The sequence below is a fragment of the Sphingosinicella microcystinivorans genome (genome assembly GCF_003634215.1).
Classification (GTDB): Bacteria; Pseudomonadota; Alphaproteobacteria; order Sphingomonadales; family Sphingomonadaceae; genus Sphingosinicella; species Sphingosinicella microcystinivorans.
This window is the reverse complement of the sequence record NZ_RBWX01000015.1, coordinates 2,282-24,698: the sequence shown is the minus strand read 5'-3', so window position 1 is coordinate 24,698 and position 22,417 is coordinate 2,282. Positions and strand designations below refer to the sequence as shown.

General features: G+C 63.3%; 32 protein-coding genes and 1 pseudogene. 9 read left to right on the top strand and 24 right to left on the bottom strand.

Annotated elements, in window-relative coordinates:
- Positions 1-73: 73 nt before the first annotated feature.
- Both DFR51_RS18655 and DFR51_RS18650 read right to left on the bottom strand, forming a co-directional pair.
- Positions 74-358: an IS3 family transposase gene (locus DFR51_RS18655; protein ID WP_121053908.1), complete on the bottom strand. Its 285-nt coding sequence runs from the start codon at positions 356-358 to the stop codon at positions 74-76.
- Positions 358-711, bottom strand: a complete 354-nt coding sequence (locus tag DFR51_RS18650; RefSeq protein WP_121053905.1) for a helix-turn-helix domain-containing protein — start codon at positions 709-711, stop codon at positions 358-360. The genes DFR51_RS18655 and DFR51_RS18650 overlap by 1 nt, the downstream gene beginning before the upstream one ends.
- A gap of 212 nt (positions 712-923) precedes the next feature.
- On the opposite strand from DFR51_RS18650, the pseudogene DFR51_RS18645 reads away from it, so the two are divergent.
- Positions 924-2,451, top strand: a pseudogene (locus DFR51_RS18645) (M81 family metallopeptidase).
- 554 nt (positions 2,452-3,005) lie between these two features.
- On the opposite strand, the gene DFR51_RS18635 reads toward DFR51_RS18645, so the two are convergent.
- The 5 genes from DFR51_RS18635 to DFR51_RS18615 form a co-directional block, all read right to left on the bottom strand.
- On the bottom strand, positions 3,006-3,359 hold the full coding sequence (locus DFR51_RS18635) for a rod shape-determining protein (RefSeq protein WP_121053899.1): 354 nt from the start codon (positions 3,357-3,359) through the stop codon (positions 3,006-3,008).
- 172 nt (positions 3,360-3,531) lie between these two features.
- Complete coding sequence (locus tag DFR51_RS18630; protein ID WP_121053897.1) at positions 3,532-4,194, bottom strand: HPP family protein; 663 nt, start codon at positions 4,192-4,194, stop codon at positions 3,532-3,534.
- 123 nt (positions 4,195-4,317) lie between these two features.
- Positions 4,318-5,529 carry an NO-inducible flavohemoprotein gene (gene hmpA, locus DFR51_RS18625; RefSeq protein WP_121053895.1) on the bottom strand — a complete coding sequence of 404 codons (1,212 nt, stop codon included), beginning with the start codon at positions 5,527-5,529 and terminating at the stop codon, positions 4,318-4,320.
- A 44-nt stretch (positions 5,530-5,573) separates the two neighbouring features.
- Positions 5,574-5,855 carry a TehB family protein gene (locus DFR51_RS18620; protein ID WP_121053893.1) on the bottom strand — a complete coding sequence of 94 codons (282 nt, stop codon included), beginning with the start codon at positions 5,853-5,855 and terminating at the stop codon, positions 5,574-5,576.
- Complete coding sequence (locus DFR51_RS18615; RefSeq protein ID WP_174234212.1) at positions 5,848-6,294, bottom strand: group III truncated hemoglobin; 447 nt, start codon at positions 6,292-6,294, stop codon at positions 5,848-5,850. Before DFR51_RS18615 ends, DFR51_RS18620 begins: the two co-directional genes overlap by 8 nt.
- A gap of 69 nt (positions 6,295-6,363) precedes the next feature.
- On the opposite strand from DFR51_RS18615, the gene DFR51_RS18610 reads away from it, so the two are divergent.
- Positions 6,364-6,834 (top strand): RrF2 family transcriptional regulator, encoded by a 471-nt coding sequence (locus DFR51_RS18610; RefSeq protein WP_121053890.1) that lies wholly within the window; start codon positions 6,364-6,366, stop codon positions 6,832-6,834.
- A 137-nt stretch (positions 6,835-6,971) separates the two neighbouring features.
- On the opposite strand, the gene DFR51_RS18605 is transcribed toward DFR51_RS18610, so the two are convergent.
- From DFR51_RS18605 to DFR51_RS18580, 6 genes are read right to left on the bottom strand one after another with little or no spacing between them, the layout of a single operon-like run.
- Positions 6,972-7,616, bottom strand: a complete 645-nt coding sequence (locus tag DFR51_RS18605; protein ID WP_121053889.1) for an SOS response-associated peptidase — start codon at positions 7,614-7,616, stop codon at positions 6,972-6,974.
- 39 nt (positions 7,617-7,655) lie between these two features.
- Positions 7,656-8,192 carry an SOS response-associated peptidase family protein gene (locus DFR51_RS18600; protein ID WP_121053887.1) on the bottom strand — a complete coding sequence of 179 codons (537 nt, stop codon included), beginning with the start codon at positions 8,190-8,192 and terminating at the stop codon, positions 7,656-7,658.
- 12 nt (positions 8,193-8,204) lie between these two features.
- Positions 8,205-8,516, bottom strand: a complete 312-nt coding sequence (locus DFR51_RS18595) for a hypothetical protein (RefSeq protein ID WP_121053885.1) — start codon at positions 8,514-8,516, stop codon at positions 8,205-8,207.
- A 1-nt stretch (position 8,517) separates the two neighbouring features.
- Positions 8,518-8,739, bottom strand: coding sequence for a hypothetical protein (locus DFR51_RS18590; protein ID WP_147423408.1), 222 nt, complete (start codon positions 8,737-8,739; stop codon positions 8,518-8,520).
- A gap of 38 nt (positions 8,740-8,777) precedes the next feature.
- A complete protein-coding gene (locus DFR51_RS18585) occupies positions 8,778-9,044 on the bottom strand; it encodes a hypothetical protein (RefSeq protein ID WP_121053881.1) in 267 nt (88 codons plus the stop codon).
- A 47-nt stretch (positions 9,045-9,091) separates the two neighbouring features.
- Positions 9,092-10,108, bottom strand: coding sequence for a sugar-transfer associated ATP-grasp domain-containing protein (locus DFR51_RS18580; protein WP_160119004.1), 1,017 nt, complete (start codon positions 10,106-10,108; stop codon positions 9,092-9,094).
- 257 nt (positions 10,109-10,365) lie between these two features.
- Here DFR51_RS18580 and DFR51_RS18575 point away from each other — a divergent pair, with 257 nt between their 5' ends.
- The 4 genes from DFR51_RS18575 (at position 10,366) to DFR51_RS18555 (ending at position 12,697) form a co-directional block, all read left to right on the top strand.
- Positions 10,366-10,548: a DUF465 domain-containing protein gene (locus DFR51_RS18575; RefSeq protein WP_121053877.1), complete on the top strand. Its 183-nt coding sequence runs from the start codon at positions 10,366-10,368 to the stop codon at positions 10,546-10,548.
- 819 nt (positions 10,549-11,367) lie between these two features.
- Positions 11,368-11,595 carry a helix-turn-helix domain-containing protein gene (locus DFR51_RS18565; RefSeq protein ID WP_121053911.1) on the top strand — a complete coding sequence of 76 codons (228 nt, stop codon included), beginning with the start codon at positions 11,368-11,370 and terminating at the stop codon, positions 11,593-11,595.
- On the top strand, positions 11,592-12,128 hold the full coding sequence (locus DFR51_RS18560; protein ID WP_121053873.1) for a S26 family signal peptidase: 537 nt from the start codon (positions 11,592-11,594) through the stop codon (positions 12,126-12,128). The genes DFR51_RS18565 and DFR51_RS18560 overlap by 4 nt, the downstream gene beginning before the upstream one ends.
- The gene (locus DFR51_RS18555) at positions 12,116-12,697 is read left to right on the top strand and encodes a lytic transglycosylase domain-containing protein (RefSeq protein WP_121053871.1); all 582 of its coding nucleotides are present in this window, start codon (positions 12,116-12,118) and stop codon (positions 12,695-12,697) included. Before DFR51_RS18560 ends, DFR51_RS18555 begins: the two co-directional genes overlap by 13 nt.
- 72 nt (positions 12,698-12,769) lie before the next feature.
- Here DFR51_RS18555 and DFR51_RS18550 read toward each other — a convergent pair whose 3' ends face one another.
- Positions 12,770-13,054, bottom strand: coding sequence for an excalibur calcium-binding domain-containing protein (locus DFR51_RS18550; RefSeq protein WP_243445478.1), 285 nt, complete (start codon positions 13,052-13,054; stop codon positions 12,770-12,772).
- A gap of 157 nt (positions 13,055-13,211) precedes the next feature.
- On the opposite strand from DFR51_RS18550, the gene DFR51_RS18545 reads away from it, so the two are divergent.
- A complete protein-coding gene (locus DFR51_RS18545) occupies positions 13,212-13,487 on the top strand; it encodes a hypothetical protein (RefSeq protein ID WP_126494420.1) in 276 nt (91 codons plus the stop codon).
- Positions 13,488-13,597: 110 nt separating this feature from the next.
- Here the strand turns inward: DFR51_RS18545 and DFR51_RS18540 are convergent, their stop codons facing one another.
- The 6 genes from DFR51_RS18540 to dinB form a co-directional block, all read right to left on the bottom strand.
- On the bottom strand, positions 13,598-13,843 hold the full coding sequence (locus tag DFR51_RS18540) for a hypothetical protein (protein WP_121053864.1): 246 nt from the start codon (positions 13,841-13,843) through the stop codon (positions 13,598-13,600).
- A 57-nt stretch (positions 13,844-13,900) separates the two neighbouring features.
- Complete coding sequence (locus DFR51_RS18535; RefSeq protein WP_243445477.1) at positions 13,901-14,563, bottom strand: JAB domain-containing protein; 663 nt, start codon at positions 14,561-14,563, stop codon at positions 13,901-13,903.
- A 424-nt stretch (positions 14,564-14,987) separates the two neighbouring features.
- Entirely contained in the window at positions 14,988-15,182 is a 195-nt protein-coding gene (locus tag DFR51_RS18530; protein ID WP_121053862.1) for a DUF5818 domain-containing protein, read from the bottom strand.
- A complete protein-coding gene (locus DFR51_RS18525; protein ID WP_121053860.1) occupies positions 15,182-15,628 on the bottom strand; it encodes a thermonuclease family protein in 447 nt (148 codons plus the stop codon). The genes DFR51_RS18530 and DFR51_RS18525 overlap by 1 nt, the downstream gene beginning before the upstream one ends.
- A 180-nt stretch (positions 15,629-15,808) precedes the next feature.
- Complete coding sequence (locus DFR51_RS18520) at positions 15,809-16,324, bottom strand: porin family protein (RefSeq protein WP_121053857.1); 516 nt, start codon at positions 16,322-16,324, stop codon at positions 15,809-15,811.
- A gap of 415 nt (positions 16,325-16,739) precedes the next feature.
- Entirely contained in the window at positions 16,740-17,771 is a 1,032-nt protein-coding gene (gene dinB / locus DFR51_RS18515) for a DNA polymerase IV (protein ID WP_121053855.1), read from the bottom strand.
- A gap of 10 nt (positions 17,772-17,781) precedes the next feature.
- Between dinB and DFR51_RS18510 the strand changes: the two genes are divergently transcribed.
- Complete coding sequence (locus DFR51_RS18510; protein WP_126495001.1) at positions 17,782-18,000, top strand: hypothetical protein; 219 nt, start codon at positions 17,782-17,784, stop codon at positions 17,998-18,000.
- A gap of 27 nt (positions 18,001-18,027) precedes the next feature.
- Here DFR51_RS18510 and DFR51_RS18505 read toward each other — a convergent pair whose 3' ends face one another.
- Genes DFR51_RS18505 through alr form a run of 3 tightly spaced genes read right to left on the bottom strand, consistent with a single transcriptional unit; the run spans position 18,028 to position 20,791 of the window.
- Positions 18,028-18,372, bottom strand: coding sequence for a RidA family protein (locus DFR51_RS18505; RefSeq protein WP_121053851.1), 345 nt, complete (start codon positions 18,370-18,372; stop codon positions 18,028-18,030).
- A gap of 26 nt (positions 18,373-18,398) precedes the next feature.
- A complete protein-coding gene (locus DFR51_RS18500) occupies positions 18,399-19,655 on the bottom strand; it encodes a D-amino acid dehydrogenase (protein ID WP_121053849.1) in 1,257 nt (418 codons plus the stop codon).
- Positions 19,652-20,791 (bottom strand): alanine racemase, encoded by a 1,140-nt coding sequence (gene alr, locus DFR51_RS18495; protein WP_121053847.1) that lies wholly within the window; start codon positions 20,789-20,791, stop codon positions 19,652-19,654. Before alr ends, DFR51_RS18500 begins: the two co-directional genes overlap by 4 nt.
- 54 nt (positions 20,792-20,845) lie before the next feature.
- On the opposite strand from alr, the gene DFR51_RS18490 reads away from it, so the two are divergent.
- Positions 20,846-21,355 carry an Lrp/AsnC family transcriptional regulator gene (locus tag DFR51_RS18490; RefSeq protein WP_243445476.1) on the top strand — a complete coding sequence of 170 codons (510 nt, stop codon included), beginning with the start codon at positions 20,846-20,848 and terminating at the stop codon, positions 21,353-21,355.
- A gap of 42 nt (positions 21,356-21,397) precedes the next feature.
- On the opposite strand, the gene mreB is transcribed toward DFR51_RS18490, so the two are convergent.
- Positions 21,398-22,396: a rod shape-determining protein gene (mreB, locus tag DFR51_RS18485; RefSeq protein WP_121053843.1), complete on the bottom strand. Its 999-nt coding sequence runs from the start codon at positions 22,394-22,396 to the stop codon at positions 21,398-21,400.
- Positions 22,397-22,417 lie beyond the last annotated feature (21 nt).

The window sequence follows — 22,417 nt, the reverse complement described above, 5'->3', positions numbered from 1 at the left end:
ATGGCGACGTAAGCAAAGCCGCCCGTGATCGCGACATAGGTGAGATTGGCAACCCAAAGTTGATCAGGGCCCGTCACATGAGTGCCTTGTCCAAACCCGGGAAAATCGGCAGGTTATGGGCGCTGTCAGTGGTGGCGATATAGCGCCGCCGACGGCGCGGCTGCAGATCATGCTCGCGCATCAGGCGACGGATGCGCTTGTGGTTGGCAACGATGCCCTGGTGTCGGAGGGCCGCGCGCACGCGGCGCCAGCGATAAGCCTCGAACTCATGGCAGATCGCCTTGATCGCGTCGAGCAGTTCAGCCTCGGAAAGGCTTGGCGGCGGCTCGCGGTAGTAGGTCGAGCGGGCGATCTTCATCAGCTGGCAGCCCCGCTCGATGGATATACCGCTGGGCCGGCGATCGCGGATGTAGGCGCGCTTCTCGCGCGCTGTGTGCTGCGAACAGCCCCTTTTAAAAACTCAAGCTCGAGCGCCTGCTTGCCGACCAGGCGTTCGAGTGCGGCGATCCGCGCCTCGTACTGCTGGATCAGGTCGGCCGCGTGGGCATCGTCGTCGAAGGCCCCCGCTTCGTACTTCTCGATCCAGACACGGACCAGCTGGCGGGAAATGTCATGGCGCTTCGAGAGCCCATGAAGCGTCTCACCCCCGAGGTACTCCTGGACGACCTGCCGCTTGAACTCGAGGCTGTGGGATCGGTGTGGTCTCGACATAGGCTCTTCTCCAAGAGCCCGACACCAAGGTCAAACAATCTCATCCCGCGTGTCCGACCCAGGGGGCCCACTCCAATCCAGAAAATGACATCCTCTGCGTCGGAATGAGTCATCGCCTGCGCATACAAACGGAACTGCGGCCGCCCGAGGTCGTGGCGCAGGAGATGGTCTATCGTGCGCTGCGCAAAGCCTGAGCAGGAAGAAAATCGATAATGACGAGCGAGCCGCGGCCCCTGCGTATATTCGTTGCAGGCCTAATGCACGAAACCAACGGATTTTCGCCAGTGCCAACCAGTATGGGGAGCTTCGAAGCGGATCTCGCCTATGTTCCACCGAGCGACATCATGCGCGATCTTGCGCTAGCCTTTGCCGGATATGGAGATGCCATCCGCAGTATTCGCGCGGCCGGGGACGAAGCCATCAAGGGGCCGTGCTTTTGGGCTCAGCCTTCCGGCTCTATCTCGTCGATAGTCTACTCCCACCTGAAGTCCAGCGTCATTGAGGCTTTGCGCGAGACAGGCCCCATTGATGCTGTCCTCCTGGTGCTTCACGGAGCGATGATCGCGGAAGGTATCGAGGATTGCGAAGCGGATCTGCTGCACGAAGCGCGTGCGGTGGTTGGACCAGAGGTGCCCATCGGTGCGCTTCTGGATTTGCACGGAAACGTAAGTCCCGCCATGCTCGAAAGCGGTGCAATCGTTGTAGGCGTAAAGGAATACCCCCACGTCGATTATCCCGACCGCGCGCGCGAGTTGCATGGCATGTTGAAGGAGCTTGCGCGCGGGGCGCGCATGAGCATGTCGCTCCGTACGATTCCCAGGCTCAGCCTGCAGGGCACGGTCGAGCAGCCGATGCGCGGCCTCGTTGACTGCATGATCGCCGCCGAGGGCAAGGACGGCATCCGATCGATTTCATTGATGCATGGGTTCCCCTGGGCCGATTGGTCATACGCGGGGGCGTCGGTGCTTGTCGTGTCCGAAAACGCTGACCCGGCAGTGATCGATGCGTTGACGGACGATCTGGCAGAGGCATTCGTTACGATTGCAGACAATGCAGCCGTTGAGCGTATGAGCGTCGGTGATGCAATCGAAAGGGGTTTTGCGACGCCGGGACAAGGCCCCGCTGTGATCGCCGACAGTTCGGACAACCCGGGCGGGGGGGGCGCATGTGATAGCACCTTCGTCCTCCGCGAATTGATCGACCGTGGCTGCGAAAATGTGGCGCTCGGCATGATCTGGGACCCCCAAGCCGCACAGATCGCTGCAAATTCAGGCGTGGGATCCAAGTTGTCCCTGCGCCTTGGTGGCAAAGTAGGCCCCATGTCAGGCGATCCGGTCGATCTGGAATGTTCTGGCGGTGCGTGACGACGTCAAGCAACGCATGTTCGCAGCCGATCCTAACATGCCGATCGGGCTTGCTGTTGGCTTGCGTGCGGACGGCATTGATATTGCTGTGAACTCCATCCGACAGCAAACTTTTGATCCGGACTGTTTCCGCGAGCTTGGGATCAATGTGGATTCCAAGGCGCTCGTCGTGGTCAAGTCGAGCCAGCATTTTCGCGCCCTTTTCGATCCCATCGCGCGCACTGCACTTTATTGCGACGCACCAGGTTCTCTCTGCATGGATTTCGCGAAGCTTCCATATAGCGGAATAAGACTGACCCGTTCGAACGCGGGGTATCATAGCGATCAGCCTGTAAGGCGGGTCACAGGGGCCATTGCGTCGCGATCGAAAGAATAAGCCATTACCCTGCGGACACTGTCTCAGAAGCTCCACCACGGGCTTTTTCTGCGTCAGCCAGCCATGCCAGCCGTCGGGTCGTCCGACGACGGTGTGGCGATCCTTGCAGGACGGAATATCGGGGTTTGCTTCAACGGTGAACGAGGCGAACGCCTCGAGCCAATCGTCCTCTGCCGCGAGCGGTGCGTGGAGGTGGACCGTGATATCCTCACTGTACATCTTCGTCAGTGAGCGACGGCTCATTGTCAAGGCTGCAGATGCCTGCAGTATGATAATTTGCGACCAAGGGATGGTAGGGCTGCTCCACGCTCCGTGAGCCGCTCGCCCCCACGCGTTTACACCGATCGCTATAACCGACCTCTCGTCTCCTTTCGGGTCGAAGCTGAATGAGCGTCACTATTGGGATTCGGAAATCTGCGCTGAATGTCGCCTTTGCTGGCGAACGGCGGCTATTTTGCGAGAACGCTGTTCCAGGAGAGCTGCGGTACTCTCCCAGCGGCCAAGCCAGCCGAAGGGAGAAGTGTTATGGGACATTCAGACCTTGACCCTCCCATTCATCGGCGGCGTCCTTGGAATGCTGGGCAACATGTAGGCGCAAAACGCCCTCCCGACCGCCTGCGGCCGAGTGCCTTGGGAACGGCGTAGCGCAGCAGTTCGCGCGCTGAATCGATATCTTGAAGCACGCCGCGGCGGAGCGGCCGTTTGACCTCGAGATTTCCCGTGGTGCGATCGACCATTGCCTGCGCGTTCATGCCCGCGGCGATGAGACCCGGCGCGACCCCGGACTTGCTGAAGCAGCACAGCGAGGGCTCGTCGAAGACGACGCCTTCGTCGCGCCGTATCACCCGCAGGTTGGCGGTCCCGAAATCGATCGCGAGATCGGGCTTCCGTGAGAAAAATGAAGCCATGGAAGACGCTTATCAGGCGGCCTTGCGACTGTCTCTCGATATTCGAGCGTCGAACATCCTCCGCGTCAGGCCTGCCCCGGAAGTGTCTAACCGCCGGAAGAAGCCGGAACAGCTGGGCCGTCAGTAGCTGTACCAGACGTTCGAAAAAGGGAGAGAGACCATGGCTTGATTGTCAGCTGGCGTGCCGCTTTTCCGCGTGGTGCTCTGCGTATGAGAACAGCGCTTCGAGATCTTCGCGGCTGATATCGAAGCTTTCATGCATGTCCTCGAGGGCGGCATCGATATCCTGCAGTTTTACACCGTTCTGGACGCGGACCGGCACCGCCGGTTGATGCGGGTAGCTGTGGCCGCTCAAACGGTGGAACAGCACGGCAATCCCGACAAGCGCGATGGAATTGATGCCGACGGGCATGAAGGCAAATTCATAGCCCGACGCATGGACCGCGTGGCTGCCGATGACCGCCGTGAGCGCGGATGCGCCGCCTGGGGGATGCAGGCACCTGAGGAGTGACATGACGAGGATCGCAGCACCGACGGCAACCCCTGCCGCAAGCACGAGGTCGGGGATCGCCCGGAAAACGGCGACGCCGACCAGCGAGGAAATGATATTGCCGCCGACGACCGGCCAGGGCTGCGCCATCGGACTGCTGGGCACCGCGAAGACGAGCACGGCCGATGCGCCGAGCGGCGCGACGATGAAGGGGAGGTCGGACCTCGTGTAGGGAAGGGCCGAGCAGATGAGAATGGTGAGCAGGATACCGATCGCCGCGCCGAGGCTTGCAATGGCGCGGCCACGAAAATCGGCACCTGTCAGAATGGGACGGAAAAAGCGCACGGGGAGATGGCCACTCGATAATGTGTAGGAATAAACGCTGATCACGAATGCTGCGGCCGCGCATTCGTGACCAGAAAGAACTGTTTGAACGGACTAAACAAACGCCTTCCGGGTCGTCTTGAGTCAGGCCGCGAGCAGCTCATCGGCGGGGCCGAAAAACTCATAATGGATGCGCCCAGCAGGCACGCCCGCGAGCGACAAGGCCGACACGGCGTGGCGCAGGAATGGGCGCGGCCCGCAGATATAATAGTCGGCTTCGGCGACCGGTGTGTTCGAAATCAGCCACGCGTCGGTGATGATCCCGGCGATGTCATAGTCGCGGCCCGCGACTTCATCGGCCAGCGGTATCTGATGGAAATCGACGACACGCACGGCCGTGCCCTTCGCGGCGAGCGCGCGCACGTGATTGCGCATCGCATGCGTGTCGCGGTCATGGGTGCCGTGGATATAATGGACGGGCACGCGAGCGCCTTGCGCGACCAGCGCTTCCAGCATCGCAACCATCGGCGTCAGACCAACGCCGCCCGACAGCAGCACGACCGGGCGCGCCGGTTGGTCGTCGAGGAAGAACTCACCTGCGGGCGCCGCGACCTTGAGAATTGTGCCTGTCCGCGCCGTGTCATGCAGCCATCCCGAGGCAAGGCCGTGCGGCTCGCGTTTCACCGAGATTCGATAGGTTTCACCATTGGGTGCCGAGGAGATTGAATAGTTACGCTTGACGGGGGCGTGGCCGGGAATCTCGAACCAGAAGGTCAGATACTGTCCGGGCCGGTGCGCCATCACCGCGCCGCCATCGGCGGGCCTGAGGATAAAGGATGTGATGACGCTGCTTTCAGGCGCGATCGTCTCGATGCGGAAGTCGCGCCATCCGTTCCAGCCGCCCACGGCATCCTTTTGTGCCTCGTAGATACGCCCTTCGCGGGCGATGAGAATATTGGCGAGGAACCCGTAAGCCTCGGCCCAGGCCGCAAGAATTTCCTCGCTCGCCGCATCGCCCAGCACCGCTTTGATGGCGCCGAGCAAGGCCTCGCCGACATAGGGATAATGTTCGGGCAGGATTTGAAGTCCGACATGCTTCTGCGCGATGCGCTCCACGGCGGGTGCGAGCGCACCGAGATTGTCGATATTGGCGGCATAGGCCAGGATCGCTCCGGTCAGCGCGCGCGGCTGCGACCCTGCATCGCCGTGATGCGACTGGTTAAAGAGATCGCGGATGGCCGGGCTTTGGAACATGCGCGCATACATTTCATTCACGATTTCGAGGCCGTGCGCTTCGAGTGCGGGAACGGTGGACTTAACGCAGGCGATCGTCTGCTCGCTGAGCGGCTGTGACATGCAAACTCCTTTGAATGACGTTGGGAGAAGAGGTTGGGAGGCGATCAGCTGCCGGGCGGCGGCTGGTCGTAAAAGTCGATCTGCATTTTCATCGCGCCGAGGGGCGTCACGAAATGCGGCTGCTGCGGTAGGATGAGGCCGGGGGTGAGGGCATCGAGAAAGCTCACCGACGGAGGGTCGTCGAGCCTGGTGAGCTGAAGCTGCCCCTCGATGACGCGAATGACGCCCCACACCCCCGCCCTGGTGTTATGGCATGCGCGCAAGGCGGCCGGCAGCGTGTCCTGATCGAACACCGGGGTCGATCGATAGGGCAGAACCTCAGCCATGGTCGGCCTGCAGGACCGACGATGTTGGACACGGATGAGGAACCGGCCGACCGCCCAGACGGATAAACATTGCAAGTTGCAGGCTCTGGGCAATGCGCCGTGCGCGGTCCTGCAGCGCAGCAGCAGCCTCGGGGATCATCAACGCATCGGTGGTTTGCGCCCAAAGCGCGAGCCAGCGCGCGAACAGCTCCGGCGTTATCTGCGCCTTGTGCTTCATATGCGCGGGAACGGGCTGTCCTTTGTAGCGGCCGCTTGTCAGCATCACCGACGACCAGAAGTCGGTGAGTTTCTCGAGATGCTCGGGCCAGTCGCCGATTGCGTCGTTGAAAATCGGCCCCAGCGCGGCATCGGCGCGGACGCGGGCGTAGAAGGCATCGACCAATGATTCCAAGCCGATATCATCAATTTCCAGCTTCCCCACCGAGACGCTCCAAATCATGTATTATTGATGCATCTATATCTGCACACAAAACCATGCAAAGACAATGCATCATTAGGAGCTGGGACAATGCGCCTCACCCGCTACACGGATTTTGCCATGCGTGTGCTGCTCTATCTCGGGCGGCAACCGGAACGGCTTTCGTCCATCGCGGAGATTGCCCGCGCCTATGCTATTTCGCAGAACCACCTGATGAAGGTCGTGAACGACCTCGTGAATGCCGGTTATCTAGAGAGCGTGCGAGGGCGGAACGGCGGAATTCGGCTGGCGCGTCCGCCCTCGGAAATCAATGTCGGTGCGCTCATCCGGCACACGGAAGATAGCTTTGATCTGGTCGATTGCGGGTCATGCCTGATCGCGCCCGCATGCGGCCTCAGTAGCGTGCTCGACGAAGCTCTGCTGGCCTTCCTGCGTGTGCTCGACGGCTATTCACTGGCGGATGTGTTGGAACGCCGCGGCGATTTTTCGCATCTGCTGCGATCGACTTTCGTCAAGTCGGAGCCCAAGCGGTCGGCGCTCCCCAAAACCGCGAATGCATAAGGCCTCATCCTTCTTCAAGGAACGAACGATCCGCCGGCCCTTTGCTGACGAAGAGCTGGCGTTCGAGCAACTCGGTTCGGGCGCGAGCAGACGTCAGCAGATGCACGGCTATAGTCGATGTCTCGGTGCATCGGCACCTAGGCCTGCGATATGGGACGTGTTCGCCGTATCCAAGGCTCCGCCGTCCGTTCGATTTCGGTAAGTTCAGACGGAAAGCATCGGTCCTGAAACGCTCGCACGTCGTCGAGCGAGCCGTGCAGCCAGCGGTCCCATTCGTCGGGCAGCAACAGGACCGGCATCCGGTTATGCACCGGCTCGACGGTCGCATTGCAGTCCGTCATCAGCCCCGAATAGACCGCGCCCCACTCGTCGCTGTCCTTCCATAGGCCCGCCCACGCGAACACGGGCTGACCTTTCACTCGAAACCACGTCCGCGTCTTGGCGCCTTGCTCGCCTTCGGCTTCGGCAAAGCCCGTGAGCGGGATCAGGCAGCGGTTCTCGGGGCGCGGGGCAATGTGTCTCCACATGAAGCTCGACAGGTCAGCAATGTTGTTCACGGGCTTCGGCTTGATCGGGAGGCCGGTTTTCTTACTCTTTTGCGGGAGCGGGAAGCCCCATGTCATGGCCTGCACCACGCGTCCGCCGTCCGCCTCGCGCACCACCATGCCGGGAGCGCCGGGATACACGTCACCCTGCGCGGCGTTGAAGGCGGTCGGCATCCGGGCCTTGAACGCGTCGGCGATGGCGTTGGCGCTTACGTTGACGGTATAAAGGTTACACATGGGGGACGAGCCTATCACGGCGCGTGCAGGCGGCAATGGCTAGAGAAGCGCGCTCACGACCGCGCCACCCTTAGCGGGGTCGCTGATCTCGAAACTCCCCTTCGGAAATGGCCGCAGAAGCTCCGCCACGGGCCTTTGCTGCATGAGCCAGTCCTGCCAGTCGTCGGGGCGCACGACGGCCATGTGATGGTCCTTGAAAGGCGCAATGTCGGGGTTCGCTTCCACGGTGAGCGCGGCGAACGCCTCGGGCCATCCGTCCTCTGCCGGACGCCAGACGCCAGCGAAGCAGAAGAACGGCTCGTCGGTGATCAGCCTGGCCGTGTAGCGCTTCCTGCGCGCGCCCTTGCCCGCATCGATCGTGAAGTCGGATGCGATGATGAGGCAGGGGTTCGTGATCGTGCGCCCTTCCGAGCGCAGCAGGTGGGCGGGGTTTCCGTACATCTCGATGGGCTTCAGGCCCCACTTGCATTGAAGCTGCGTCGCCGCGCCGTTCCGCCAGAGAACGATCTGCGCGGTCTTGCCGGGACCGTCGCGCCAGCTTTCGGCGGGCGCTCGTCTCTGTGCCTGGGCCGTCATATAGCACCTCCCTCAGCGCCGCCGCCGTAGCTCCTGCTTCCATACCGTCTCGCTCGGCATCGGCAGGGTGTCGTCGTTGGGTTCCTCATGTACGAGGTCCAACGTCGGCCTCCGCGCCCCGCAGGACGTGCAGCGGCACTTTTCGCGAACGTCTGGGAGCCAGTCAGGCAGGCCGCGCTTGTGGAAATGATACCAGAGCGCGTGCGGGTCGAATATCCGCTGATTACGGCATCGTGGGCAGGTGAGCTTGACGGCGTAGTGGCGGACGGCCGCGTCAAACAGGTCGCGGATGGGGTTCGCCAGATCGCGGGGCTTTGAGGGCATGTCACGCGCACGGGTCCGGTTCCGTGACGCCGAACTGGCCTGCACTCAACCCGTGGACCCCGACGCCCTGCTTCACCATGTCGGCCGCAATGACCATCGTTCCGCTGTTGTCGATCAGATCGCATATGCGCTCGGCAAGCGCGGCCGCGCCTTCGTCGGACTCGTGGGGCAGCTTGGACTTGTATTTCCGCACATCGACCTTCGAAGCCGTTTTCAGGCTCACGCTGATCGACGTTTTCAATTCGTCTCGTCCGATTCGTATCATGTGTCGATTATGAGAACGAAACAGGAACGATGGCAAGAGGTGACGGCGCCGCGATTTTCTGCCGCATCTAGAAACGGCTCCGAAATGATGTAATATGCAGGCAGGGGGAACTGCATATGCTTGGTAGAACTCCGCGATGGGGAAATATCCCTCGCTGCCGCGTGCATAAAATCGCGCCCGACCTGATCGTCGAGGATGGTATTGGCGCGATAATACGCTGTCCGCATGGCTGCGACCGAGCGGAGGCAGACGATTTTGTTCATGCGCTCGCAGAGTGGAAAAGCAGAAACTCGCGATTTCTCGGTCTGTTCTAGATTCGTCCGCTTGGATAGAGCTTCAGGAACCTCGGCGTGGCAAGTCCGCGTTCGGCAGCGACCTGCGCCAGAATGAAATCCCCGAAGGGGTTGTCCTCGATGATCATCGGCCCCCGGTCGGTGAACGCCACGTCCCAGTTGTGGATCTTGAGGCCGGGGGCGTGTTTGCTGGCACGCAGGACAAGCCGGAGTGCATCGGACCAATCGGGCAGCTGAAAGCCGGCGAACGGTGTTCCGGTGTCCGGATGCGCCTCGATCGGGTGCCAGTTGAGCCCGATCCCTGCCAGAACATCCCGAACCTCTCCCGTATCGGGGTCAAGGCGGGCGAGCATGTTGCCGGATGCACCGCCCCGGAAGTTGTCGACCATGCTGTTCCCTGCAGGAAGGCGAAGGCCGACGCGGAACACTTCGGGCGTGTCGCTATCGTTCAGCACCACGAAGCGCGCCGTCGCGAGGCGCGGCCCGATCAGTGCGGCAATCGCGGGATGCGGGCGCAGGACGTTCTGAAACACAAGCGTTGGGGCGCTTTCCAGACCGTGCTGCGCCGCGAACTGCTCGACAGGCACGCGCACATCGTCGCCGAACACGATCTCGTCGGCCTCGCGGTCGAGCGCCTTGGCGAGCTTGTTTCCATAGCCGCGGTAGCTGACGGACGGCTTCGAGAAGAAGGGATAGGGCGCTTCGTCGCGCAGCCACGATGCCAGCGCAGCGGGCGATCGCAGTGCCTTCACGCCCGGCACGTCGAAGGCCGGGTTTGTTGCGGCCAGAATCTCCGGGGTCGGAATGTCATGAGCGCGGAAGAAGGTGAGTGCCCGCAGCTTGTCGGCGAACAGGCGCGCCGTCTCGGGCTCCTGCACGCTGTAGAAGCGCGGCTTGATCCATGAGCCGACGAACTCCGCCTTGCGGTCCCAGCCGAGCTTGGGATCGAACAGTCGCAGGTCGTAATAAACGTCGGCAAGGACACCGTGCCCGTGCAGCCTGAGCCGCGCGATGTCGATAAGCTGCCCGAGCAACGACCGCCCCGTCTGCTGCCTGGCTTCAAGCGCGCATCGCAAGAGCTGCCCGATCGGCATCCCAAAGTGCATAAGGTCCCCACCTGTTCCCGCCATAATAGCAAGGCGGGACGGTCACTGTCGCACGAAATCGTTAGCGATCCGTCACAACCGTAGAGGCCAGACTGCTCTTGAAGCCGTCGAAACGCGATCCAAATAGGCAGTGCCGAGCCCTTCAGGTCGGCACGAACAGAGTCAACTTTTGCATGGAGTAGGCGATGTCCAATCATCTCTTGAACTATCTGCGGCGCGAACATGCACGCCTCGAAGGTGAACTCGCGAGGGAGGCGGCACGGCCGCTCCCCGATCAGGTGCTTCTGGCCCGGCTGAAGAAACTGAAGCTGGCCGTGAAGGATCAGATGGCAGAGGCGGAGAGAGAAAGCCGTCAGGTCGCGGCCTGACCGGCACTGGCGGGGTCATGCGGACCCCGCCTTCCTTTCAAAACAAGGCCCACAGGGACGCAGCGGGCGCGGGGATTTGGACGTCCTTAATCTGACAGTCAGCTTGGCACGGATAACGCGAAGTATGGCAGGCATTGCACCATTGAACGCGGGTTCCGCAGGACGCGGGCGGAAACGCAAAGGCGAAGCGCAGGAGCGAACGCGCGGTCCCAACAGGGCCCGTGCCCGGCAACTCGGAACGACCCTCAAGGACCTTGCGCTGATCACGCTGAGCGGGCTCGTGCTCTGCGCGTTCGTCCTGTGGTCCATAGGGCTGGCGAACGGCGCCTCGTAAACGAAGGCGCACGGCATTGGCGCCGGCACTGCAACCTTTTGTCCAGAGCGGGCGGACACGTCGGCACATGGTCTTCCGTCCGGCGGCACGTCCCGGACCAAGAAAGACGCGGCGGGATCAACGCCGCGACGAACACGGCTTGCGCAATGTCCATCGCGGAGACGGCGCGGCCGCTGCCCCCCCCCGGGGCGCCCGGCACCACCGGGGCAAATGCGAAAATCATGGCCCACTGATCAACGCGCGCTGCACGCATCACCCTGGGCGGCCCTGCCGCGACCGCGCGCGGGTCCCGCCGCGTGGATGACGTCTCCCTCTTTCTGTGCGAGGAAATCCGGCCGCATCTCTCTTCCGCAGATGCCTGGGATGCCAAGGCGCAGCAGCGCGGCCACGGCGCGGAGTCGCAAACCGGTGCGCCGCTTTTTGACTCTCCCGGGGTGCCGGGTTTCCCGCCATTCGATCAGACGGAACGGCCGGGAGCTGCGCATATGGAACACCGTTCGAGAGGCGCCGAACCGAGGCCGGGCCGCACGAGCCCTTTTCTCAATACGCGCCAGACGGCGCATTATCTGCAGGTCTCGGTCCGCTTCCTCGAGCGTTTGCGCAGGCGGGGCGGCGGGCCGCGCTTTCGGCGGCACGGCCGCTTTGTCTTCTACCATCGGGACGATGTCGACGCCTGGTCGCTCGCAAGCGCGGGCGAGGGGGCCGGGCGATGACGGCGCGCGGTGTGTGGGGGACGGGTACGGACCGGCGGCGATCACGTGCGCGCACCCTCGGCGTTCTCGGCGTTGGTGCGCTGCTCTTGCCGTCGCTGTTTCCGCCAAAGCCGCTGCTCGTGTGGAACACGTCCGAAAGCGCGCCTGTCGGACTCTACCTGATCGGTGAAGCGCGCGCGCCCGCTTCCGGCGACATGGTGCTGGCGCGCGTGCCGGCGCGCGCTCGCCGTCTCGCCGCGGAACGGCGCTACCTCCCCGCCAACGTGCCGCTCGTCAAGCGTGTGGCGGCGGTGCCGGGCGACACGGTCTGTGCGGTCCACGCGTCGATCGTCATCAATGGCAAGGTTGCCGCCGTGCGTGCGGCGCGCGACGCCCGCGGCCGCTCAATGCCGTGGTGGAACGGCTGCATGATCCTGGATGAGCGCACGTATTTTCTGCTCATGGATCACCCGCGTTCGTTCGATGGGCGTTACTTCGGGCCGACGCCGCGCGCAGACATCCTCGGCACGGCGGCACCGGCGTGGCTGCACTGAACGTCGTCCTCGTTCTTGCTGCTGCGGCTATCGGCGCGCCCGCAGGCCATGACGTATCACGCTGGTCCGATCACATTGAGGATGCGTCGGTGCGCTACGGCGTGCCTGCCGCGTGGATCGCGCGCGTTATGTACGCGGAGAGCCGTGGACGCACGGAATGGGCCGGCCGCCCGATCACGAGTCGGGCCGGCGCGATGGGGCTCATGCAGTTGATGCCTGGAACCTGGGCCGCGATGCGCGCGCGGTTGGGGCTCGGCGCCGACCCGCATCACCCGCGTGACAACATCATGGCAGGCGCCTTCTACTTGCGGCTCATGTACGACCGTTTCGGCTATCCGGGACTGTTTGCCGCCTACAACGCGGGGCCTGCGCGCTACGCGCAGCACATTGCCGCCGGAGTGCCGCTTCCGCGCGAAACACGGGATTATGTCGCGCGGGTCGCCGGTGCTGTTGAGGCGTCGCAGCAACCGCCGCGCCTGCCGACCGCGGAGCGGGGGCTTTTCTTTCCGCTTTCGAAACCGGAGCGGCCGGGTGCGGTCGGTAAGCGCGGGGGCCTCTTCGTGCGCTGACTGGGATATTGTGCCCGTTGGCGGGCGGCTGCATTCGGTTGAGCGGTCGGCGCGAAGGCCGTGCAGGCAGGGCTACCGGCCGCGATACGGCTCGCACGCGATTCCGTCGCCGTCCCGGTCGAGATGGGGGCCGTAACCCGCCTCGCCGATGCGGATCGGCGCTGCGCCCGCGGCGCGCGCTTCGGTGCAATTCCTGTAAGCCCCGCCCGCGCTGCCCAAAAAACGCGTTTGCGTCTCGGCGCTCGGGGACGCAGGCGATCGGTGGCAATGATAGTCACCGGTCTTTCGGTTGTTGTGGCAACCGTCAGCGTTGAGGCCGCCGGGATGCGTGAAGGCCGGTGCCGGTACAAATGCCAAACACAAGGCGGCAATATAACGCATGTTCGCTCCGATATAACGGTTGCCACCAGTGTGACTCCGCGCGTGTTAACTTGAGGTTTCCTTTGGTGGAATTCGAAGAGCCGGAATTTCTTCTTGGAGAAGCACTCCTCCAATGCCGAAGATGTGCCGGCGTATGTTCGGATTTGTTGTGCCGGACGTCGATGCCACTTACAGTGCGACCGGGAACCGGAAGGGGGATCTTTCGATGGTGTCGTTGCTGCTCAGCGATTGGGAGCTCTGGGCCGTTGCCCGGCGATTCATCGAGGATCACGGAGACATGGCGGCGGGCTATGCAAGCCTGAAGGCGACCGAACGCGATGCGCAGGGCGATGCGCGCGGACGCGAGGTCTTCCTTGAAGTGGCCGTCCGGATCAATCAGCTGTGCTCCACCGAGGGCACGTGTCACTGACGGCGCGCGCCTCGTACGGAAACGCAGGCACCGCCTTTTGCCTTTTGCGCGAACGGCGATGCAACACGAGACAGGCTGAGCCGCGTCATTCCCTGGAAATTGTGCGGGCCCTATAGTCCGGCATCCTCAATGCTGACGGCGCGCGCACGCAGTGCGGGCTCTTCAAACGTCGCGCGTGCGGGCGGCGCAAAGCCGAGCCGGCGCGCGGCGAGCCACAACATCAGTCGCCGCTCTTCCTGCACTTCATTTGCAATTGCGGCAAGTAGCGAGGAAACACCGCGCTCGTATTCGGCAGTCGAAAGGCTCGCGACATCCGATCGGCCAAAGTGCTCGGCAATGATGGCATCTGCAACCATCGGGCCTCCATGAGACTTCAAGTCCTTATTTTACGGCTCGGACGTATGAACGGCAAGTTAAAGCAGGCCGAGCGATTTGAAGCTTTGTATCCCGGTCTCGCTGACGATGACATGATCATGAAGATGAAGTCCAAGTACGCGCGCCGCGTCACGGACATGGTTCGTCAGCTGCATATCGTCCCGGCTCGGCTTCGGATCGCCGGACGGGTGGTTGTGGACGAGGATGAGCGCGGTTGCTCCGACATCGAGGGCGCGGTGGATGACTTCGCGAACGTAGACCGGGGCCTGGTTGACCGTGCCGACGCCCATTTCCTCGTCGGCGATGAGGGCATTCCTGGAATTCAGAAACAGTACGCGGAAATGCTCGCGCCGGCTGTGGGCGAGGCTCACGTGCAAATAATCATTGAGCGCCTTCCAGCCCGACAGGAGATTGCTGTGCGTCAGCTCACGGTAAAGTGCGCGTTCGAGGCTCTGCGCGACGGTTGCGAGGATATCGAGGCCCTTCGGCGGCACGCCGAGCTTGAGCAGCATCGAGGGGGCGCTCGTGAGCACGCGCGGATAGCTGCCGCGCTCGGCGATCAGCGTTTCAGAAAGCCGCGCGGCTTTGGCGGCGGGCATCGCGAAGCCGAGCACATGTGCGAGCAGCGCCCGGTCCGCGTCCGCTGCGCGGTCGGTTTCGCATGCGCAGGAACCGTCCCTCACCTCCAGTAAGCTTCTCACGGCACGACTCCCAGAAGTTCCAGGACGCGGCCGCGCAATTGTCGCCCCTTAGTACCGACTGGATGAACCCAGTTCCTCGCCGGACGCCTTGCGGCGCGGCAATCGTCAATGCGCGGTTTCTTCAGTTCCCCGACTGTCAAACCGACCAGAGTTATTCGTTATTGTTGTAACCGATGGCGTGATGACTCGCGAAGACGGGCCAAGTCATGATCTCCAGCATTTTGCGCTCCTCCGCTGCATTTTTGATTTAGCATTCAGGAGAAGGCGGGATCATAACTCATACGTATCGATTCGCCAGATGCGAAAGTCAGCGTTCAGGCGCCGCGCCGCTTTCACAATGCAAGTCCTGTATTGCGCTTTAAGGCGGACGCGGCGTTGCTTGATGGGAACCCGCGATCTGCAGACGTGTATTATGGTTTTTTGCTCAGCAGGGCGTCATCTCTTCCACCGAAAGCCTGTCGAATCCGATCCGAGACGCGGTAATCCGGATGCGGCGCCCCAGAAGTGCTTCTGCGTACCGCGGGGCATCGAGCTGCCACGTGCCGCCATCGTCGCGTACGAGGACAAAAGCGGTGCCGCGGCGCAAAAGCCTGCCGGTTTCGGTGACGCGCCTTGCCATCAGCGCCTGCAGGCCCTGTAGGCACCTCGGGAATACCGCCGCCATTCGCGCGCGGCACCGAGGGCGATGAGCCGGCAGCCAAGGTCGCTGCCGTCGGGGAGATTGCACCGAGCCGCGGTGCGGTTTCCGCCGGCGCCGCCGTGAGACCGGCAGGCGAGCGGCGGGGCCTCTGAAATGCGGATGTGCCCGGTTGCCGTGGCGTCGCCCGCCACCGCGCCGAGGAGGCGGATGAGCGCGCGCCTCGCCGGGATGGGCGGCATGTCCGGACACGGATGGCCCGCGCGGCATGTGCCGTCCATCTCACGCGCAGCGATCCCGTGCAGCCGGATGCGCGGGCCTTCGGCGCACCAGATCGGACCGTCGGCATCCCAGACCTGCACGGGTGTGCAAGTGAAGGGCTTGGATGCCGGCACGATCATGACGGCGGCAAGAACGATAGAGAGCATGCGGACGCTTTTATCGCCTTTTCAAACCGGGCGAAGCCTCCTGCGTGCAGGCTCACGGTCCGCAAATTTCAGTTGGCGCGGTTCGACAGGATTTGGCGCCCGCGAAGGCGCGCCTGATTGTCCGTGTCTGTGCAACAGGTGCCGAGGGAGGGCAGCACGGCTGCCGCTCCCTCGTGATCGTCAGAAGCGGAACAGAACGCCGATGACGCCCTGGTTGTTGATGACGTCGTCCTCGAAGTTCACGTGGTTGAACTCGGCGCGGAGCGAGGCCGTGTCGCTGATCGCGGTCTCGACGCCGCCGCCGAAGCGAACGCCGTCGCCCCACGCGCTCACGCCGCCGCCGCTGATCTTGTTGCGCTGGTAGCCGACACGGCCGTAGAGGCCCGTCGCGTCGTTGATCTTGAAACCGGCGCGCGCGCTCGCGCCCCAGCCCCACTTGGCTTCGAGCCCGGCCGCGTCAGCGGTGTTGAGGTCGATATTGCCTTCCACGCCGACGAATGCGCCGCCCAGCGGCATGTCATAGCCGACGAAGCCGGTAAGGCCCGCGCCGCTTGCGCCGAATCCCTCGAGGCTGCCGGAACCGTTCACGTTGTCGAGGGTCGCGCCGAGACCGGCATAAGCGCCGTTGAACACGTCAGCAGACGCAGGCGATACGACAGCGAGCGCCGCGAGCGACGCCAGAACGAATGTCTTCATTTTTATGCTTACCTTTATTTGAATAAACGAACAGCGCCGCCGTGCGAGACCTTGTTTTTTATCCAGCGGCGGCGCGGAAATAGGCACCGGTTCGCGGCGCGGCAAGGCTGCAAAGATATTGATCTCAATCGATAAAGCGCGATGTTGCCGAATTGCGACACGCCCGACGCGCGCATTTCGATCGAGATGATGTGTAAGTATTCTGCCGGATACCTCGCCGGCAGGCAGCGTGGTGCGAAGTCAAGCCCTGACGTGTGACCGTATTGTACAAATGTATTATCACGCAAAATGGATTGCCATCATAGTCGTCAAGAAAAAACTGTGCCGCCCTTCCAAAAAATACTTGCCCGCCGTTCAGGGAAAATTGCGAAGCGCATATCGAATATGGAGCGGGGACGGCCGCTCGAAGATCGGTTCAGAAAAGGGGCAGGGGCGTATCCGGATCGGCCGCTGGAAAATTTGAAACCGTCACGCCGACAAGCCTTATCCCCTTGCGTGTCGGCAGCACGCTGCGAATGAGCGCGAGGCTCAAGTCATGAAGCCGGTCTCGGCTGGTCACGGGAGCCGAATCGCTGCGGCTGCGCGTGACCTGCGTGAAATCCTGGTATTTCACCTTCACGGTGACTGTGCGTCCAAACGCCTGGGCCTTTTCACACCACGCCCAGACGTCGTCGGCCTGTCCGAGCACGCCGGCTTCAATCTCCGCCTTGTCGGTGAGATCGCGGTTGAAGGTGGTCTCGCTGCCTGAGGATTTGCGGACCCGGTCGGGGTCGACGGGCCGATTGTCCTCACCGCGCGCGATCGCATGATACCATTCCGCGGCGCTTCCGAAATGCTGCCGGAGAAAGGCGAGGGGCTTTTCGCGAAGATCGCGCCCGGTCTCGATGCCGAGCCGCTTCATCTTTGCCGCCGTGACCGGGCCCACGCCGTGAAAGCGCGCGACGGGGAGCGTCTCGACCCAGGCCGCGCCCATGTCGGGCGTGACCGCGAACTGGCCGTTCGGCTTGCGCTGATCGGAAGCGAGCTTGGCAAGGAACTTGTTGTAGGAGACGCCCGCCGACGCGGTGAGCCCGGTTTCGGCAAGAATGCGCGCCCGGATCTCCTTCGCCGTGTCCCAGGCCGTCGCAATGTCGCGGCGATTCGCGGTCACGTCGAGATAGGCCTCGTCGAGCGAGAGCGGCTGGATGAGATCGGTGTAGTCGGCGAAGATCGCGTGAATCTGCTTTGAGACGGCGCGGTAAACGTCGAAGCGCGGCGGCACGAAGATGAGGTCGGGGCATCGCCGAAGCGCCGATACCGACGGCATTGCCGAACGCACGCCGAACACGCGCGCCTCGTAGCTTGCCGCCGCGACGACGCCGCGCGCGGCACCGTGACCCACGGCAACGGGCTTGCCGCGAAGGGCCGGATCGTCGCGCTGCTCGACCGACGCGAAAAAGGCGTCCATGTCGATATGGATGATCTTGCGCACCGGGCTCACATGGCGCGTTTTAACGCTTCGCGAACATATTGTGAACAATGACCGGGCCGACGCGCGGCGCAGCGGGATGAATCGGCAATCGCAGCCGGTCGATGTCCCGTGCACCTTCGCGCCGCCGGACAGCGCCTTTCGCAAGCGCGCATGCGGCGGCCTGCGGCGCGGCGGGCACCGGACGCACGATCTCTGGATCGACTGACGTTGCCGCAATTGCCCGGCGGTTACCTCACGGCAAAGCGGCCGTCACAATGATCTCGACCTTGTAGTCGGGGGTCGCGAGGCGAACCTCGCCCGTGGCACGCGCCGGCGCGTGGACGCCGCCGATCCATTTTTCCCACTCGACGTTCATCGCGGCGAAGTCCGCCATGTCCGCAAGCCAGATGGTGGCCTGAAGAATCCGCGAGCGGTCGGTACCTGCTTCGGCGAGAAGGCTGTCGATCTGTGCGAGCACGGCACGCGTCTGCGCTGGCACGTCGGGCCCGAGCGCGACCTGGCCGGCCAGATAGACGATGCCGCCGTGGATAACGGCCTGGCTCATGCGGGAGCCGGAATGCAAACGCTGAATGCTCATGAATAGTCTCCTTCTCGCTGTGTCCGTCACGATGAATAACGTTTTATGTCAAGTCCTTCGGGATCGATCGGGGGCATCGTTCCGCTGATGAGGCTCGCAATCAGCCGGCCGGAACCGCAGGCCATTGTCCAGCCGAGCGTGCCATGGCCGGTATTGAGGAAGAGGCCCGGAACCGACGTCGCGCCGATGATCGGTGGACCGTCGGGCGTCATCGGACGGAGCCCGCTCCAGTATCCCGTCTCCTGCAGATCGGCCGCGCCGGGGAACAGGTCGTTCACGCAGTGCATGAGCGTTTCCTGGCGGCGGGCCGGCAGGCTGTTGTCGTAACCCGAGATCTCGGCCATGCCGCCGACGCGGATGCGGTCGCCGAGCCGCGTGATGGCGACCTTGTAGCTTTCGTCGAGCAGGGTCGAAACGGGCGCCCGGTCCGGCTCGGCGATCGGCAACGTTATCGAATAGCCTTTCACGGGATAGACCGGCAGGCGCACGCCGAGCGGTTGCACCTGCCGCGGCGCGTGACTGCCGAGCGCCACGAGCACGGCATCCGCTGCGAGTCGGCCCTGCGTCGTCTGCACCGCGCTTACGCGGCCTGATGCTGTTTCCACCGCTTCGATGTCGGTATCATACCGGAAGCACACACCCCTTGATGCAAGCCATTCCGCGAGTGCAGCCGTGAATTTGTAGCAATCGCCGGTTTCATCGCCGGGCAAACGGAGCCCGCCCACGAAACGGTCGCGCGATGCCGCAAGACCGGGCTCCGCGCGCACGCAGCCGTCGCGGTCCAGGACTTCGTAGGATACGCCGTAGGACTGGAGCACGGCGATGTCGTCCGCGCTCGCATCGAGTTGCTTCTGTGTCCGGAAAAGCTGCAGCGTGCCGAGCGTCCGCTGGTCGTAGTCGAGCGGCAGCCGTTCGCGCAGCGCGGCAAGCTCGTCGCGGCTGAACTCGGCAAGGCGCACCATCCGGCTTTTGTTCAGCGCGTAGCGCGCCGCGGTACAGTTGCGCAGCATCGCGACGATCCAGCGCACCATTGCAAGATCGAGCTTCGGGCGCAGGATGAGCGGCGCATGGCGCATGAAGAGCCAGCGCATCGCCTTCAGTGGAATCCCCGGTGCGGCCCACGGCGAGGCGTATCCCGGCGAAACCTCGCCTGCGTTGGCGAAGCTCGTTTCGAGTGCCGGACCGGGCTGTCGATCGATCACCGTCACCTCGTGGCCCGCTTCCGCGAGATAATAGGCCGATGTGATGCCGACGACGCCCGCACCCAGGACCGCAACCTTCATTTTGCTATCTCCAAAGTCGCCGCTGCGGCAGTTTGATGCCCGATAACGATGCGTTCCGAGCGCGTACCGAGCCGTGTGAGAATTTCGTAGGCGATGGTTCCGGCATCGTGCGCGACGTCTGCGAGCGATTGGGAAGGGCCGAGCAGTTCGACGAAGTCGCCTTCTGCAAGTGCATCGGGCGCAAGCGCGGTCAGATCGACCGTCATGCTGTCCATCGAAACGCGGCCGACGATCGGCAGCCGCTGTCCCGCGTGCCACGCCGATCCCGTGTCCCCGAGGCTGCGCGGCCAGCCGTCGGCGTAGCCGATGCCCAGCGTTGCAAGACGGCGGCGTGACGGCGCGGCATAGTCGAGCCCGTAGCCGACGCCGACGCCGGCCTCGACATCCCGTATCTGAAGTATGCGCGCGTCGAGCCGGACCACCGGGTGCATCGGTGCGCTGCGTGAATTGGGCTGCACGCCGTAGAGCGCGATGCCGGGCCGAACGAGATCGCAGTGAAAGGCGGTGGACAGAAAGGCCCCGCCGCTATTGGCGATCGAAGCCGGTACTGCGGCAAACAGCGAACGCAGTTCCTGAAAGCGTGCGCGCTGCTCGGCGTTCGCTGCGCGGCCCGGTTCGTCTGCGCAGGCAAGATGCGTCATGACCAGGCGAAGCGGCACGTCCCGTGCGAATGCCGGATCCGCCGCCAGCGACGCGGCGGCAGTCGCATCGAGCCCGAGGCGCGACATGCCGCTGTCCACCTGGAGCACGGCGGGAAGCGGCCTGCCCTTCGCGCGTGCAAGGCCGCGCCAGCGCGCGACCTGGCTCAAAGCGTTCAGGACGGGCAGAAAGCCATGTGCAGCGCAGGCGGCTTCAGCGCCGGGTTCGAGGCCGTTGAGGATCACGATCTCGGCGTCCTTGCCGAGCGTATCCGTCACGTTCAGGGCCTCGCTTAACTGCGCGACAAAGAAGACGCGGCAGCCCGCGTTGTAGAGAGCGGGGGCAACGTCCCGCGCGCCGAGGCCGTAGGCATCCGCCTTGATCGCAGCACCGCAGGCGGCGGGCGCGACGTGGCTGGCCACTGCGCGATAATTGGCGCGAATGGCGCCGAGATCGACAGTCAGCCTGGAAAACGCCGTTTTGAAATGTCCGGACATGCCGCCTCCTGAAAGGAGTGTATCCGCACCACGTTCGAATTTTTTGCTTCTGTGATGTTTGAAGTCGCAATTATTTTAGATTATCGAAATAATATTCGATGTTCTGGAATAAAATTCATGATCTCGCTCGACGATATCGACCGCAAGATTCTCACCGAACTCAGGCTCAACGCGCGCATCCCCAACAATGCACTTGCGCAGAAGGTTGGGCTTTCCGCATCGGCATGTCTACGCCGTGTCGGCCTTCTCGAAAAATCCGGCGTGATCCGCGGCTATACGGCGATCGTCACCGGGGCGTTGCCCGAGGAAGGGACCGTCGCGATCGTACAGGTCGAACTCGAGAGGCAGACTGAAGAATTTTTGTCGCGCTTCGAGACGGCGCTGCGGAAGCACCCGGAGATTGAGGAATGGCATCTGATGACCGGCGCCGGCGATTATATCTTGCGTATCCAGATCGCCGGCATCGACGATTACGGGCAGTTCCACAGGGATGTGCTGTCGCGCCTGCCGGGCGTGTCGCGCATCACGTCGAGCTTCGCGATGCGAAGTCACAGGCGCGCATAGGCCGCCGGCTGCGATGCCGGGGCAGTCTTGCCAAAGCCCTGCCTAGTGGAGCAGCATTTGATGCAGGCCGTTCGGTACGCACTGCGCGGGCGTGTCTGCTGCCATTACCCGGAGCCCGGTGGCGTTTTCGATCATGGACCGGATAAGCGGAACCACGGCGCTGCCGCCTGTCAGCACAATGCCGTGATTGTGGATGTCCTGGCTCAGCTCGGGCGATGTACCGCCAAGGACATCCAGAACGACCTCGACGATTTCCCCAACATGCCTTCCGACGACCGTATCGAGTTCCTTGAGGCTGATATCGATCGTGGTCGGCATTCCCGAGGTGAGGCTGCGTCCCTTCACTGCCATTGTACCCGCTGCTCCGGGCCTGGTCTGCCGCTGCGCGACATAGTCCTGTTTGACCCGCTCCGCCGTCATGTCGCCGATCAGGAACTTGTGGCGGAAGTGCAAGGAATCCGCGATCGCCTGGTCGAGCGATGCGCCGCCGATACGCACCGAGCGCGTGAGGCAGATCCCGCCGAGCGAGAGCACCGCGACTTCGGTGGTTCCCGCGCCGCATTCAACCAGCATCGTTCCTGTCGCTGCCGAAACCGGGAGTCCGGCGCCGATCGCCGCCGCAAACGGCTCGGCGACGAGACGGACAGAACCGATACCCGCGTCGCGCGCGGCTGTCAGCAGCGCGCTGCGTTCGGCCATTGTCGCATCGGCGGGAACGCCGATCACCGCGCGAACCGGACCCGACCGCTTGCGACCGAGTGCCTTGGGAACGGCGTATCGCAGCAGTTCGCGCGCTGAATCGATATCCTGAAGCACGCCGCGGCGGAGCGGCCGTTTGACCTCGAGATTTCCCGTGGTGCGATCGACCATCGCCTGCGCGTTCATGCCCGCGGCGATGAGACCCGGCGCGACCCCGGACTTGCTGAAGCAGCAAAGCGAGGGCTCGTCGAAGACGACGCCCTCGTCGCGCCGTATCACCCGCAGGTTGGCGGTCCCGAAATCGATCGCGAGATCGGGCTTCCGTGAGAAAAATGAAGCCATGGAAGACGCTTATCAGGCGCC

Coding starts and splice junctions, on each gene's coding strand:
- DFR51_RS18655 (WP_121053908.1), bottom strand. CDS start 358: ATGAAGATCGCCCGCTCGACCTACTACCGCGAGCCGCCGCCAAGCCTT.
- DFR51_RS18650 (WP_121053905.1), bottom strand. CDS start 711: ATGTCGAGACCACACCGATCCCACAGCCTCGAGTTCAAGCGGCAGGTC.
- DFR51_RS18635 (WP_121053899.1), bottom strand. CDS start 3,359: ATGGCTTCATTTTTCTCACGGAAGCCCGATCTCGCGATCGATTTCGGG.
- hmpA (WP_121053895.1), bottom strand. CDS start 5,529: ATGTCACAGCCGCTCAGCGAGCAGACGATCGCCTGCGTTAAGTCCACC.
- DFR51_RS18620 (WP_121053893.1), bottom strand. CDS start 5,855: ATGGCTGAGGTTCTGCCCTATCGATCGACCCCGGTGTTCGATCAGGAC.
- DFR51_RS18615 (WP_174234212.1), bottom strand. CDS start 6,294: ATGATTTGGAGCGTCTCGGTGGGGAAGCTGGAAATTGATGATATCGGC.
- DFR51_RS18610 (WP_121053890.1), top strand. CDS start 6,364: ATGCGCCTCACCCGCTACACGGATTTTGCCATGCGTGTGCTGCTCTAT.
- DFR51_RS18605 (WP_121053889.1), bottom strand. CDS start 7,616: ATGTGTAACCTTTATACCGTCAACGTAAGCGCCAACGCCATCGCCGAC.
- DFR51_RS18600 (WP_121053887.1), bottom strand. CDS start 8,192: ATGACGGCCCAGGCACAGAGACGAGCGCCCGCCGAAAGCTGGCGCGAC.
- DFR51_RS18595 (WP_121053885.1), bottom strand. CDS start 8,516: ATGCCCTCAAAGCCCCGCGATCTGGCGAACCCCATCCGCGACCTGTTT.
- DFR51_RS18585 (WP_121053881.1), bottom strand. CDS start 9,044: ATGAACAAAATCGTCTGCCTCCGCTCGGTCGCAGCCATGCGGACAGCG.
- DFR51_RS18575 (WP_121053877.1), top strand. CDS start 10,366: ATGTCCAATCATCTCTTGAACTATCTGCGGCGCGAACATGCACGCCTC.
- DFR51_RS18565 (WP_121053911.1), top strand. CDS start 11,368: ATGGAACACCGTTCGAGAGGCGCCGAACCGAGGCCGGGCCGCACGAGC.
- DFR51_RS18560 (WP_121053873.1), top strand. CDS start 11,592: ATGACGGCGCGCGGTGTGTGGGGGACGGGTACGGACCGGCGGCGATCA.
- DFR51_RS18545 (WP_126494420.1), top strand. CDS start 13,212: ATGTTCGGATTTGTTGTGCCGGACGTCGATGCCACTTACAGTGCGACC.
- DFR51_RS18540 (WP_121053864.1), bottom strand. CDS start 13,843: ATGGTTGCAGATGCCATCATTGCCGAGCACTTTGGCCGATCGGATGTC.
- DFR51_RS18530 (WP_121053862.1), bottom strand. CDS start 15,182: ATGGCAAGGCGCGTCACCGAAACCGGCAGGCTTTTGCGCCGCGGCACC.
- DFR51_RS18525 (WP_121053860.1), bottom strand. CDS start 15,628: ATGCTCTCTATCGTTCTTGCCGCCGTCATGATCGTGCCGGCATCCAAG.
- DFR51_RS18520 (WP_121053857.1), bottom strand. CDS start 16,324: ATGAAGACATTCGTTCTGGCGTCGCTCGCGGCGCTCGCTGTCGTATCG.
- dinB (WP_121053855.1), bottom strand. CDS start 17,771: ATGGACGCCTTTTTCGCGTCGGTCGAGCAGCGCGACGATCCGGCCCTT.
- DFR51_RS18510 (WP_126495001.1), top strand. CDS start 17,782: ATGATCTTGCGCACCGGGCTCACATGGCGCGTTTTAACGCTTCGCGAA.
- DFR51_RS18505 (WP_121053851.1), bottom strand. CDS start 18,372: ATGAGCATTCAGCGTTTGCATTCCGGCTCCCGCATGAGCCAGGCCGTT.
- DFR51_RS18500 (WP_121053849.1), bottom strand. CDS start 19,655: ATGAAGGTTGCGGTCCTGGGTGCGGGCGTCGTCGGCATCACATCGGCC.
- alr (WP_121053847.1), bottom strand. CDS start 20,791: ATGTCCGGACATTTCAAAACGGCGTTTTCCAGGCTGACTGTCGATCTC.
- DFR51_RS18490 (WP_243445476.1), top strand. CDS start 20,846: ATGTTTGAAGTCGCAATTATTTTAGATTATCGAAATAATATTCGATGT.
- mreB (WP_121053843.1), bottom strand. CDS start 22,396: ATGGCTTCATTTTTCTCACGGAAGCCCGATCTCGCGATCGATTTCGGG.